Below are 13424 nucleotides of genomic sequence, written 5' to 3'. Positions count from 1 at the left end.
CGTCTACCCGATGGAGCCCCCGCTTTGATGAGGCGGCCATCGTCTCGACGTGAAAGGTCACCTCCCGATGCGCACCTGGTCCCGACCCCTGGCGGTTGCCGCCGCCGTCTCCCTCACCGCCGCCCTGGCGGCCGGATGCTCTTCGGACGACGGGGGCACCACCGCCGACGGCAAGGTGTCCATCGTGGCTTCCACCGACGTCTGGGGTTCGGTCGCCGCCGCGGTCGCCGGCGACAAGGCCGAGGTGACGTCGCTGTACAACTCCCCCACCGGAGACCCGCACGAGTTCGAACCGAACGCGCAGGACACCGCCAAGGTCTCCGAAGCGGGTGTGGTGGTGCTCAACGGCGGCCACTACGACACCTATATGGAGTACGCGCCCAAGAGTTCCGGTGCGGTCGTGATCAACGCCTTCGAGCTCGCCGAGGGTGGGCACGAAGAAGCCGGTCACGAAGAACCGGGCCACGAAGAAAGCGGCACCGAGGAGTCCGGCCACGATCACGGAGCGGGCGAGGCCAACGAGCACGTCTTCTACGACCTCGCGGTCGCCGGGCTCGTCGCCGACGAGGTCGCCCAGGCCCTGTCGGAGAAAGACAGCGCCAACGCGCAGACCTACCGCGACAACGTCGCCGAGTTCAACAAGCGGCTCGACGAACTGACTGCCCAGGTCGCCGCCATCAAGACCGCGAACCCCGACGCCCCGGTGGCCCAGACCGAACCGCTCGCCTACTACCTGTTGCTCGACGCCGGACTCAAAGATGTCACCCCCGCCGGTCTGCAGGACGCGGTGGAGGCCGGGCAGTCGCCGTCGGCCCGCGACATCGCGGCCACCCAGGATCTGCTGCGGGGACGCCAGGTGCGCGCCCTGATCTACAACACCCAGGCAGTCGACGAGGGCACCAAGGCACTTCTCGACATCGCGAACAGTTCGGGCGTGCCGGTGGTCGACTTCACCGAGACCCTGCCCGCCGGAACCGCCGACTACATCGAATGGCAGAAGGCTAATGTTGAGGCCCTGACGTCCGCCCTGGCGTCCGATACAACGACTCCCTGATCGACCTCGTGTTCGACCAGACCGACACCAAGCAGTTAGCGCAATTCATGACCCAGTCCGACCCGGCCCCACTCCTGGACAACAGAGGTGCCGCCGTCACGATCAGCGGCGCGCGCCTGAAGTTCGGGCAGCGGGTGCTGTGGGACGAGTTCGACCTGACCGTGGCCCCCGGCGAATTCATCGCGATCCTCGGGCCCAACGGGTCGGGCAAGACGTCTCTGCTCAAGACACTGCTGGGCCAATACCAGCTGAACGCGGGAACGGTTGCGGTGCAAGGCCGCAGCCTGCGCGCCGGCGACAGCACCATCGGGTACATCCCGCAGCAGCAGACCCACGACGAGGGTGTGCCGCTACGTGGCCGGGATCTCGTCGGTCTCGGCGTGGACGGGCAGGCGTGGGGCATCGGGTGGCGAAACCGCAAGCGCCGCAACACTCTTGTCGACGATGCGATCGCCCAGGTGGACGCACGCGAGTTCGCCGACGCCCCGTTGGGGCTGCTCAGCGGCGGCGAACAACAGCGGCTTCGGGTTGCACAGGCACTGTCGGGCGATCCTTCGGTGTTGCTCTGCGACGAGCCGCTGCTCAGTCTCGACCCCGCCAACCAGAGCCGGGTTGCCGCGCTGATCGACCGCCGTCGCCGCGACCACGGAACCGCTGTCCTGTTCGTCACCCACGAGATCAACCCGATCCTGCCGTACGTCGATCGCGTCGTCTACCTCGTCGACGGCCGGTTCCGCATCGGGACACCGGCACAGGTGATGACGTCGGAAACCCTCAGCGAGCTGTACCAAACCCGTGTTGATGTCCTGGAGGTGCAGGGCCGACTGATCGTCGTCGGCGCCGACGAATCCGCGTGCCACGGTGACCACGGATCCGACCTCGACCACCTGTCCACCCGCGACGTCGAGGTGAAGGAATGAAGGCCCAGTGGTCGGACTTCTTCGACTTCGACGCCACGATGAACCTGCTCTCCTACGACTTCGTCCAGCAGGCGCTGGTGGCAACCGCGCTGCTCGGCATCCTCGGCGGCGTCCTCGGCCCGATGGTCGTGAGCCGTCAGATGTCGTTTGCCGTGCACGGCACCAGTGAGTTGTCGTTCACCGGAGCCGCTGCTGCTCTGCTGTTCGGCTTCAGCGTCAACCTCGGCGGCGTGATCGGGGCGATCGTCGCGGCTGTCATCTTCGGTTTGCTGGGTAACCGCGTGCGCGAACGTGATTCGGTGATCGGCGTCGTGATGGCGTTCGGTCTCGGACTGGCGGTGCTGTTCATCGCGCTCAACCCGGGACGCATCGGAACCGGATTCAACCTCCTCGCAGGGCAGGCCATCAATGCGGGCACCCAGGGCGCCGAGGCCGTCGTCATCACCACGGTCGTGGTGATCGCAGCGATGGCTGTCATCTACCGGCCGCTGCTGTTCGCCAGCACCGACCCCCGCGTGGCCGAGGCCCGCGGAGTGCCGATGCGGCTGCTCTCGGTGGTGTTCGCGGTGCTGCTCGGCGCGGCTGTGGCCCAGAGCGTGCAGATCATCGGCGCCCTCCTGGTGATGTCGTTGCTGATCACCCCGGCCGCGGCCGCCATGCGGGTGTCCTCGAACCCCACGGTGGTGCTCGGGTTGTCCATCTTGTTCGCCGAGATCGCCGCGGTCGGCGGCATCGTCTTGTCACTGGCACCAGGTCTGCCGGTCTCCGCCTTTGTCACCACCATCTCGTTTGTCATCTACCTGGTATGCCGTGTGGTCGGCTCCAAACGGTCCGCCGGCTCCGGACGCCGACGGGTGCCCACCTCCAGCAAACCGCTGCTCGGCACCAGTTTCTGAGACTTACTGTCCCGCTGGTCCGAACCTGCTCGGCAACGGCACGCCCGAGCGGCTGATCGCCTAAGCTCTCAATTCGGGCGACGCTGCACGAGAAGCGGCCCGGACCGGAAGGCAGGCCATGCGGTATCAGTTGCTCGGACCGCTGTCTGTGGTCCGTCGCGCCGACCACTCGCAGGTCGTGGAGCTCGGGTCGCCCAAGCAACGGATGGTGCTGGCGCTGTTGCTCCTCAATCGCGGCACCGTCGTCTCCATCGACCGGCTGTCCGACGCGATCTGGGGAGAAGACGCTCCCCCGAGTGCCACGTCAAGCCTGCAGGCCTACATCTCGAACCTGCGCCGGGCGCTGCGTAACGACGCGGTCGGCACCTCACCCATCCGGCGGCAGTCGAACGGGTACATCTTCGAGATCTACGATTCCGAACTCGACATCGACGAGTTCCTGGAACTGGCGAATTCGGCCCGCCAGGCCTCCGACCGCGAAGACTGGGCACCGGCCCTCGAGACCTCCGATCGTGCTCTCGGCATGTGGCGCGGACGGCTGCTCGACGGTTTCGGTGACGAGGGCTGGGTTCAGACCGAGGCGGCCGGGCTCGAAGAACTCCGCAGCGGGTGCCGGGAGAATCGGATCACCGCGCTCCTGGCGCTGGGGCGCGTTCCTCAGGCACTGGCCGATGTGGTGGCACTGCAGACCGAGCAGCCCTATCGCGATCGCAGTTGCTGGCTGCACATGATGGCGCTGCACCGGGCGGGCCGCTCCGCCGAAGCCCTCGATGTTTTCACCGAACACGCGCGCAGACTCGACGAGGACCTCGGACTCGAACCGAGCGCCGAACTGCGCGAGCTGCAAGGCGCGATCCTGCGCCACGACCCGGAGTTGGCTGCGTGGCCCCGGAAACCCAGCTGGTCCGGGGCCAGCGAGATCCGTTCACCCGAGCCCGAGGCGGTCCCGGATCAGCCGGCCCCGGCCTCGATTGCCGCATCGAACGGCAAACTCGTGGGTCGCGCACGCGAGATCGACCACATCGGAAGACTGCTCGGTGAGGTGGTCGCGGGGAACACACGCTGGCTCATCCTGATCGGCCCGCCGGGCATCGGAAAGACACGACTCGCCGACGAGGCCGCCCAACGGATGCAGGCCCTGGGTGGCCGCGCTGTATGGGCGAGAAATCCCGAGGAGGGCGCGCCCGCCTGGTGGCCCGCCCGCCAACTCGTGGAGGCACTGGGCTGCGACCCCGCCGAAATTCTCACCACCCAGGACGGTGTGGACGCCGACACCGCCCGCTTCACCACGTACGACCGCGTACAGCGTGTCATCGAACAGAGTTCGGCCACAACACCTCTGGCGGTCGTGATCGATGATGCCCAATGGGCCGACGCGATGTCGGTGGGCGCGCTCGCGTCCATGGCGACCGCTGTGCACGGGCACCCGGTGGGCTTCATCATCACTCTGCGCGAGGGCGAGCACGGGACCGCGCTCGGCCGGCTTCTCAGCGCGGTCGCCCGCGGGGGTGGCAATCGTCAGATCGTCGTGTCGGCGCTGGCCGATGACGATGCCGCGACGCTGGCCAATGAGATCGCCGACGAGGCCCTGTCCGACACGGAGGTCTCCCGACTGATCAGGCGCACGGGCGGCAATCCGCTGTTCGTCTCCGAATACGCACGCCTGTCCAAGGACGAACGCGACGCCGGTGAACTGCCGCAAGCAGTTCGGTCCGTGCTCGGCCTGAGGTTGGCCGGCCTCGATCCTGCTGTGTTGCAGGTGCTCCGGATGGCAGCGGTCATCGGGGACGCGATCGACGTGGCGCTGCTCTCGGCCACCACCCGCCTCGACATCGACTCGCTCGCCGACCATCTCGACGAGGCTGCCGACGCCCGCATCATCGCCGCGGCCCCGGGCACGGACGGTTATGCGTTCGCCCACGGATTGCTGCGCGAGGAAGTGCTGGCCCAGATGCCGACGCTGCGTCGTAAACGCGCGCATGCCAAAGTCGGCGAGGTGCTCGAAGGCGCATCGGGCTCGGACGTGTTGGGCAGGCGTGCACAACATCTGATGGCCGCGCTACCTCTGGTGGAGGCCCGCACTGCAGTTGCCGCGTGCATCGCGGCCGCCACCGCTGCCGCCGAGCGATGGAACTCCGAGTCCGCGGCCAACTGGTGGCATCAGGCACTGGTGGCCTACGACCTGTTGCCCGCAGCCGATCAGGACGACGCAGAGCGGGACGGCCTCACCGTGTCCTACCTCGAGGCGCTGTCACGTTCGGGCCGTGGCCAGACCGTACTCGACACGGTCGAAACGGAACTCGCCATGGCCATCCGCACCGAGAAGACCGCGACCATCGGAAAACTGGCCGGATCACTGCTGCGTTCGGGCGGCGGGTGGCCGTGGGTGACCCCGGGCAAGGACCCGGCGCCGTTGCTGGCCCTGCTGTTTCGCGCCGAACAGATCGTCGCAGACGAATCTGCCGCGCGTGCACAGGTTCTCGGGGCTCTGTGTGTCGGTCACAGCTATCATCCCGACCCCACGCTTGCGCCCGAATTGATCGTCCGCGCAGAACATTTCGCGGCCATCGCGGACGACCCCGAGATCACAGCCGAGGTGATGATGGCCCGGTTGATCACTTTCTCCGGTGTGGCCACCCATGCCGCCGAAGCCATCGCCACGATCGGCAACCTACTGACCTTCGCCCACAGTCAGGCCCGATTCGACACCGTGATCGCACACTCGATCGCGACCATGGCCGCGTTCACCCTTGGCGACGTGCACGCGGTGCGGGGCCATCTGCTCCAGGCGATCAACGGCAGCGAGGAGCTGAACCTGCCGATCTTGCGCGCACAACTCCGCTGGATGGAGGTGGTGGTGGCGGTCTGGGACGGCGACTTCGAACGGGCCACCCGTCACCGGGCCATCGCCAAACGTGTTCACGAACAGACCGAGTTGTACGTGACCGGGCAGTCCAACATGTCCTTGATGGGCTTGCGCCGCGAGCAGGGCCATCTGTCCGAAGACGAGGCGTCGATGGCCCGCGAGCTGATCGAGGGTGTCGCAGCCAGCGCCGAGGACACCGACATGATCGGCGTCATCGCGGCCGGATTGGCCACCGTCCCCGGTGCTCCGGTCGACCGGAACCTGGCCGAGAAGCTTGTCCGGCAGAGGCAGGACACTCGCGGCGCCCATGTGTGGCACACACTCGGCCACGCGACGGCTCTCGCCCATCTGGTGGCGCAGTTCGATCTGACCAAGTTCGCCGCAGACTTCATCGCCGAACTCGAACCCTTCACCGGGTGCATCGGCGTGATCGGTCAACTCAGTTCGGTCGGCCCGGTGGACCTCGCGATCGCCAGACTTCACATGTTGCTGGGCGACACCGCCGCCGCAACCGAGGCAGTGGCGCTCGCGGCCGAGGTTGCCGACCGCAACGGCGGGCAACCGACCGTCCTTCGTTGCCGGCTCCTCCAGTGGCAACTGCGTCCACCGGCCGAACGACACCTCGACGAACTCGATGGCATCGGTGCCCGGGCGGCCGAGTTCGGGATGGCGGGCCTCCTCGAGGACGTGCGCACAGTGCGTGAGCAGGCCTGACGCCGACCTGCGCCGGGTTCCCTGAATGGATCCGGTCCATTTCTTGACGTTTCCTTGGACTCGTCACCAAGCAGATGCCAAGTGATGTGACGCAACCTGTTGCCATCGACTTCCCCGATGACGAGAGGCGTCCGCACACGATGACCACGACCACCGAGAGCACCCACGCCGACCCGGCCACCGAACTGCGTGCCGCCGTGTCCGGTGTGGTTGCCGGGCCTGCTGATCCCGACTACACGCGCGCGACGCCCTGGAACGTCTCGGTGCCGTCCGAGCCGTGCGCAGTTGTGTTCGCCACCTCGGCCGCCGACGTCGCGGCCACGTTGCGCGTGGCCGCGCGTCGCGGGCTGACGGTTGCCGTGCAGGCCACGGGGCACGGCGCTCTGCCGATCGATTCGGGCACGATCCTGGTGCACACCGCCGAGTTGAACGGCTGCGTGGTGGAACCGCAGACACGTACGGCCAAGCTCGGCGCCGGCGTGCGGTGGCAGCAGGTCGTCGATGCGGCTGCCGCGCACGGCCTCGCCGCGCTGGCCGGCTCAGCGCCCCACGTGGGCGTGATCGGCTTCCTGACCGGCGGTGGTATCGGCCCACTGGTGCGCAGTGTGGGCCTGTCGTCCGACCATGTCCGATCGTTCGAACTGGTCACCGGGCGCGGCGAGATCCTGCAGGTCACCCCCGACAACCATGCCGAGCTGTTCTGGGGGCTGCGCGGCGGGAAAGGCACTCTGGGGATCGTCACCTCGGTCGAGATCGAGCTGCTGCCCATATCGGAGATCTACGGTGGCGCCGTCTACTTCGATGGTTCCGACGCTGCCGACGTACTGCGGGTCTGGCGCGACTGGAGTGCGGCTCTTCCCGAGGACACGAACACCTCGATCGCCCTGCTGCAGTTGCCGCCGCTGCCAGGCGTTCCGCCGCAGCTGGCCGGCAGGTTGACGCTCGCGGTCCGCTACGCATCGCTCGCAGAGCCGACCGCCGCCGAAGCCCTGTTTGCGCCGATCCGCACCGCCGCGACACCACTGATCGACGCGGTGGCGCCCATGCCGTACGCGGCGATGGGGGCGATCCACGCCGATCCCGTCGACCCCATGCCGACGCACGAGCGCAGCACACTGCTCGGCGAGCTGAGCGACGACGCGATCGATTCCCTCATCGCTCTCACCGGCCCCGAGTCGGGGTCGCCGCAGGTGGTCGTCGAATTACGGCTGCTCGGGGGTGCGATGTCGCGGCCGGCAGCCCAGCGCAGCGCTTTCTGCCATCGCAGCGCGTCGTTCAACTTGATGGTGGTCGGTGCACTCGTGCCGCCGATCGCCGAGCACGTGCCCGCCCATGCGAGCGCCGTACTGGACGCCGTGGCGCCCTGGTCGGTGGGTGAGCTACCCAACTTCGCTCCGGGTACTGGTCCGGCCCGGTTGGCGCGGTGCTACGACGAGGACACCCTGGTGTGGCTCGGAGCCCTTGCCGAGCAACATGATCCACACGGACTGCTCCGTGTCGGTCAGGTGGTCCGGTCGGCGACGACGTCAGGGAATTGATTCCTCGGCGCCGCCGGGATTGCAGCGCGTGGAGATCATCTCCGACTCGGTGACCACGGGGCGCCACGGTTCCAGGTTCCAGCTCGTCTTGTCCGGGTCCACGATTCGGGCGAACCGCCAGTGGCAGGCGTACTGATCGCGCATCCCCGGGGTGTCGGCCGTGGGGTCGAGCCCCACCACCTCGGCCCAGCTGGCATCCAGATCGCCGGTGCCCTGCGTGTTGCGTCCGGACTCGGTTGGAAACACCTGCAGACTCGGGCCCTGCTCGGTCTGCGTCCAGGCGACGTGGTCGATGAACGGTGGCAGATACACAGGGGTGGACGGGGTGGCCGCGGTCGTCGCCGCTGAGGTTGTCGGGGCCGACTCACTGACAACCGGTTCGGTGGTCACCGCCGGATCGGGATCAGACCCGCCGCATCCGGCGACGATCATCGCCGCCGCGACTGTACTCAGCCAAGCAGCACGCCTCAAAACACAACCCGGACAACCATCTCCGCGACCACCGCGGGTTTGGCCGTGCCCTCCACGGCAAGCGTGTGACCGAACACGATCTGGATCGCACCGTCGCCGAGGTCGGTCGCCTCGGCGAGGGTGGTGGTGAGCCGGACCTTCGATCCCACCAGGACCGGGGACGGAAAACGCACCTTGTTGCTGCCGTAGTTCAGGGCCATCTTCACACCCTCGAACCCGTAGATCTGCGCGCCCAGCATCGGAAGGAGAGACAGGCTCAGGAACCCGTGGGCGATGGTGCCGCCGTACGGGCTCTCCGCTTTTGCGCGCTCGACGTCCACGTGGATCCACTGGTGATCACCGGTCGCCTCGGCGAACTGGTCAACCCGCTCCTGGGTCACCGTGATCCATTCGCTGCTGCCCAACTCGCTTCCGACAGCAGTCAAAACCTCGGTCGCGGAGCCAAATACACGCATTCGCATCTCCCAGCTTCAGATGTTCACCGACGTGCGGCCGTCACACGTTCTCAAGGGTTTCCTCGGCGGCTTCGGCGCCGGGGACCTTCGCAGCGTAGTCGCCGAACCCGTCCCATGCCTCGCGCCGTGCCCGCATCGGGTCCACCTCCACATAGGAGTGCTTGTCGAAGATCCTGGTGGCGCGCACCTTCGGCGTGTACCGGGGCCAACTGGGTAGCGGCTCGCCGGTTTTGGCGAACGCCAGCCACTGATCCTGCACCTCACCGGTGACGCGGAGGGCATCTCGCCGATCGCCGAGCTGGGTCAGCAGCCGGCCGGCCTTACCGCGGTAGATGCCGAACACCGCAAGCAGTTCGGACGCGTGGGTGGCTCCGAGACCCATCCACCTCATCACCTTCGGTGAGTAGTCATATCGGTACGCGTAGGTGGGCGCGTGCTCGGAATGCGCTTGTGTCACAGCCACACTGCCCACCCAGAAGATGTAGTCGCCGCCGAACTGCACCATCGATCGCGGGCTGGGGTAACCGTTGTAGGCAGACGTGATGCGATCCTGCGCGTCGGGTTCGGTGTTGGCGAACATCTCCGTGATGACCTCTTCGGTGGACAGCATGCCTTGCGGCAGCCGCTTGAAGAGCGTTCCCTCGTTCTTGTTGGTGCCGATGATCATCGGCACCTGGTGCGCCGATCCATCGGCAAAGGCCTCCACAGGCGCCACGGGCAGGTAGTCGCCGTCGACGACGGGCCCGAACGGCAGCAGACCGGGGGTGTCCCTGGTCACCCACCTGGCCAACCGGTGCCCGGCGCGGCCGATCTCGGCCAGCGACGCCGAGGCCAGGGCTTCGGCGACGTCCGAGATACCGGTGTCGGCGGTCAGCAGTTCGCCCATCTTGTCGGCGAATCGCTGGGCGTAGTGCTGGTGCAGGGTCAGCATCGGCGCAGAACTCTCGGCGATGGCGCGGTGGAACAGGCCGCCGGCCGCAGGCGTGGCCATCAGCGTCGTGACGGCGTTGCCGCCGGCGCTCTCCCCGAAGATCGTGACGTTGTCTGGGTCGCCTCCGAAGTCGGCGATGTTGTCTTTCACCCACTGCAGCGCGGCCACCTGGTCACGCAATCCGAGATTGGTCTCGAAGGGGCGGTCCGGGGTCGAGTACCTGGTGAAGTCGCCGTAGCCCAGTGGACCGAGCCGGTAGTTCATCGACACGAAGATCACGTCGCCGCGCCGGACGAGGTCGTGGCCGTAGTAGAGCGGCGTGGCGGTGGATCCGAGGATGTACGCGCCGCCGTGGATGAAAACCATCACCGCCCGCGGCTTGTTCGACGTGCGTGCCGGTGCCACCACGTTGACCGTCAGGCAGTCTTCGCTGACGGGTTGCTTGCGCCCGCGCTCGACCAGCGCGTACTTCGGATTCTGCGGCGCAGCGTTCCTGAAGCTGTCGGCCTTGAGCACACCTTCCCATCCGATTGCCGGCTGAGGCGCCCGCAGTCGCAGGTCACCGACCGGGGGTGCGGCAAAAGGAATGCCGCGCCAGCGGACGATGTCGCCGTCGCGGACACCCTCGACGACCCCGTCGGACAGGGTCACCCTCGTACTAGTACTCACCATGTTTTCGACCCTATCGGTCCAATAGCGGTCACTCGCCCGCTATCGCGCTCATTCGCAACACGACACGGCCGGTGATCTGAAAAACTCGAACGCATGACCACCGAGTACACCGGATACGTCAAAATAAACCACCCGTCTGCCGACACGCCGGTGTGGCATCAGGTGGCCGGCGAGGGCGACGCAGTGGTTCTGCTGCACGGCGCGTTCTCCTCGGCCGCGGACTGGGGCGGACAGTTCCAGCCCTTGGTCGACGCCGGGTACACGGTCTACGCCCCCGAGCGCCATGGTCACGGACACAGCGCCGACGTCACCGATGAGTTCCACTACGAGGACATGGCCGAAGAGACCATCGCCTATCTCGACGGGATTGTCGGCGGGCCGGCGCACCTGGTCGGCTGGAGCGACGGCGCCGTCATCGCATTCCTTGTCGCCCTCAAACGTCCCGATCTGGTGAACCGGATGATTGTCCTGGGGCAATATCTGAACTCGTCCGGACGGACCAGCGGCGGACTACTCGATTCCCTCGACGACATCAATTCGGAGATCGTGCAATTCTTGCGGTCCGACTACGCAGAGACCTCGCCGGACGGCGATGAGCATTTCCCGGTTGTATTCGAGAAAACCACCACGATGATTGCGAACGAACCCGAGATGGCGCTTTCCGACTTGAGTGGAATCACCGCCCCGACTCTGGTGATGCAAGGCGATCACGACGAGGTGACACTCGAACACAGCGCGGACATCGTGAAGGTACTGCCCAACGCACGTCTTGCGGTTCTTCCTGGCACACATCTGATCCCGATCGAGACCCCGGGTGTTGTCAATCCGGTCATCATCAATTTCCTTCGCGGCGATCCGGCTTGACGATTTCGTGCGGTGACCCGACCTGACTACCGTTACGATCGTCAAGAATCACCCCAAACTCCCTGTGCTCCAATGCGAGATAAGGCCACGTAGCCGTGACAGATAATTCCGATCAGAACAAGACGGTCTCGCCGGTCGTCACCCAATCGAAGTTCGGACGCGTTCTGTCGGCCTTCCTGAATTCGCCTTTCGCCGGCATGACCCCATGGATCGTGATGGGTTTCATCAATGGTCCGGGACGGTTCGAGGAAGCGGCAGCCGTCGCGTTCGGCCTCTCGCTACTCATTGTCATCGGCGGCCACAAGCGCGGTAGCAAGATCAAGTTCCTCGAGATCTTCGACCTGGTCTACTTCTCTTCGATGGTGCTGCTCGCCCAGTTCGCTGCGGCCGGCGTGGTCGATTGGCTGGAGATGTGGGGCGGGGAGATGACCAACGTCGCTCTGGTCTCCTTTGCTCTGGGCTCGATTCTGATTCGCCAGCCCTTCACGATGCAGTACGCGAAAGAGTCTGAGCCGGAAGAGATGTGGGACAACCCGCTGTTCATCCACATCAACTACATGATCACCTGGTCCTGGGTCATCGGATTCGGGGTCGGAGCGGTTGCCGGGTTCTACGGCGACGCCGTCCTGCAAGACAACAACAACTTCTGGACAGGCTGGATCATCGGCTTGGCCGGTACCATCTTCGCGATCTCGTTCACCGAGTTCTACCCCGAGTACGCCGTTGCCAAAGAGATGGCGAAGGGCGGAGAAGACGTGGTGCCGCAGTCACTGGCGCGGCTGTGGGATTGGGTGCCGATCTTTGTCATCGTCACCGGCGTCGCCGGTCTGGTCACCGATTCCACCAGCACCGTGGTCGGCATCGTCATCATCGTCGTGGGCATCGTGATCAAGGTCGCGATGAACGCACTGGTGCCTGACAAGAAGAAAACGGAGAGCCGGACCTAGGACTCGAGCCCGGAACACCGATAGCTCTCAACACAATGGCGTAGTCGACCGACAGGTCGACTACGCCATTGTTGTATCGAAGCTACGAACGGTTGCTGATCAAGAACGGCGCTGGCGCGCGAACTCCGCGAGTACCACTCCGGCGGCGACCGACGCGTTGAGACTTTCGACGTCGCCGGCCATCGGGATGGACAGGATCGAGTCGCACGACTCGCGGACCAGCCGCGACAGACCCTTGCCCTCGGACCCGACCACGATCACGGTGGGACCCGAACCGTCGTAGTCGTCGAGGGTGACGTCGCCGTCGGCGTCGAGACCGACCAGCTGCACACCCGACTGAGCCCACTCCTTGAGTGTTCTGGTGAGGTTGGTGGCCTGGGCGACGGGCAGCCGTGCGGCGGCACCCGCACTGGTGCGCCATGCGACGGCGGTGACCGAGGCGCTGCGGCGAGCCGGGATCACCACACCGTGTCCGCCGAATGCGGCGACCGAACGGATCACGGCGCCGAGGTTTCGCGGGTCGGTGATGTTGTCGAGGGCCACCAGCAAGGGAGGCTGGCCGCTGTCGATGGCCAGCTGCATCAGATCGGTGGGATGGGCGTAGCGGTACGGCGGGACCTGCAGGGCGATGCCCTGGTGCATGCCGTTCGAGCTCATCCGGTCGAGTTCGGGCCGTTGCACCTCAAGGATCGAGATGCCTTTGTTGCCGGCGATCTGGACGGCCTCGGTGACCCGCTCGTCGGCGTCGGCGCCCAGCACCACGTACAGCGCGGTGGCGGGGACACCAGCGCGCAGGCATTCGACCACCGGGTTACGTCCGAGGACGTATTCGGGCCCTTCGTCGGCGGCCTTGCGCTGCGGACGACCGGCACCTGCAGACGAGGCCTTCGTTGCGGCCTTGGCTCGCTTGTGTGCCGAATGGTAAGGCCGGTCAACGGCTTTCGGGGTCGCCCCCCTGCCTTCGAGACCGCGCCGACGCTGACCGCCGGATCCGACGGTCTGCCCCTTCTTGGTGCCACCCTTGCGGATGGCGCCCTTGCGTTTGGAATTGCCGGCCATCAGTTACCAGCCCCTTCGATAGGTCGGGCCGATGGAC

Annotated in this window: 11 protein-coding genes; 7 read left to right on the top strand and 4 right to left on the bottom strand. The window is 66.3% G+C overall.

Annotated elements, in window-relative coordinates; genetic code table 11:
* The first annotated feature begins 67 nt into the window (after positions 1–67).
* The 5 genes from KXR83_RS18335 to KXR83_RS18315 all read left to right on the top strand — a co-directional run bounded on the left by KXR83_RS18335 (position 68) and on the right by KXR83_RS18315 (position 7988).
* Complete coding sequence (locus KXR83_RS18335) at positions 68–1054, top strand: metal ABC transporter solute-binding protein, Zn/Mn family (RefSeq protein WP_437426026.1); 987 nt, start codon at positions 68–70, stop codon at positions 1052–1054.
* A 47-nt stretch (positions 1055–1101) separates the two neighbouring features.
* Positions 1102–1974, top strand: a complete 873-nt coding sequence (locus KXR83_RS18330) for a metal ABC transporter ATP-binding protein (protein ID WP_437426025.1) — start codon at positions 1102–1104, stop codon at positions 1972–1974.
* The gene (locus KXR83_RS18325) at positions 1971–2870 is read left to right on the top strand and encodes a metal ABC transporter permease (RefSeq protein WP_247210159.1); all 900 of its coding nucleotides are present in this window, start codon (positions 1971–1973) and stop codon (positions 2868–2870) included. The genes KXR83_RS18330 and KXR83_RS18325 overlap by 4 nt, the downstream gene beginning before the upstream one ends.
* Positions 2871–2988: 118 nt before the next feature.
* On the top strand, positions 2989–6450 hold the full coding sequence (locus tag KXR83_RS18320; RefSeq protein ID WP_437426024.1) for a BTAD domain-containing putative transcriptional regulator: 3462 nt from the start codon (positions 2989–2991) through the stop codon (positions 6448–6450).
* A 140-nt stretch (positions 6451–6590) separates the two neighbouring features.
* Complete coding sequence (locus KXR83_RS18315) at positions 6591–7988, top strand: FAD-binding oxidoreductase (protein WP_437426120.1); 1398 nt, start codon at positions 6591–6593, stop codon at positions 7986–7988.
* Here the strand turns inward: KXR83_RS18315 and KXR83_RS18310 are convergent.
* The 3 genes from KXR83_RS18310 to KXR83_RS18300 are packed head-to-tail and all read right to left on the bottom strand — an operon-like array spanning position 7977 to position 10517.
* Complete coding sequence (locus tag KXR83_RS18310; protein WP_437426023.1) at positions 7977–8420, bottom strand: DUF2599 domain-containing protein; 444 nt, start codon at positions 8418–8420, stop codon at positions 7977–7979. The two genes, KXR83_RS18315 and KXR83_RS18310, sit on opposite strands and share 12 nt — an antisense overlap.
* A gap of 35 nt (positions 8421–8455) precedes the next feature.
* A complete protein-coding gene (locus KXR83_RS18305) occupies positions 8456–8914 on the bottom strand; it encodes a MaoC family dehydratase (RefSeq protein ID WP_030172773.1) in 459 nt (152 codons plus the stop codon).
* Positions 8915–8954: 40 nt separating this feature from the next.
* A complete protein-coding gene (locus tag KXR83_RS18300) occupies positions 8955–10517 on the bottom strand; it encodes a carboxylesterase/lipase family protein (RefSeq protein WP_437426022.1) in 1563 nt (520 codons plus the stop codon).
* Positions 10518–10610: 93 nt separating this feature from the next.
* Between KXR83_RS18300 and KXR83_RS18295 the strand changes: the two genes are divergently transcribed.
* A complete protein-coding gene (locus KXR83_RS18295; protein ID WP_437426021.1) occupies positions 10611–11381 on the top strand; it encodes an alpha/beta fold hydrolase in 771 nt (256 codons plus the stop codon).
* Positions 11382–11476: 95 nt separating this feature from the next.
* The gene (locus KXR83_RS18290) at positions 11477–12328 is read left to right on the top strand and encodes a hypothetical protein (RefSeq protein ID WP_437426020.1); all 852 of its coding nucleotides are present in this window, start codon (positions 11477–11479) and stop codon (positions 12326–12328) included.
* Positions 12329–12427: 99 nt separating this feature from the next.
* Here KXR83_RS18290 and rlmB read toward each other — a convergent pair whose 3' ends face one another.
* Complete coding sequence (gene rlmB, locus KXR83_RS18285; RefSeq protein ID WP_437426019.1) at positions 12428–13387, bottom strand: 23S rRNA (guanosine(2251)-2'-O)-methyltransferase RlmB; 960 nt, start codon at positions 13385–13387, stop codon at positions 12428–12430.
* Positions 13388–13424: the final 37 nt, after the last annotated feature.

This window comes from Williamsia muralis (genome assembly GCF_051487485.1).
GTDB lineage: Bacteria > Actinomycetota > Actinomycetes > Mycobacteriales > Mycobacteriaceae > Williamsia > Williamsia muralis_B.
Note: the sequence above shows the minus strand (reverse complement) of the source record. Positions and strands in the feature narration are given on the sequence as shown.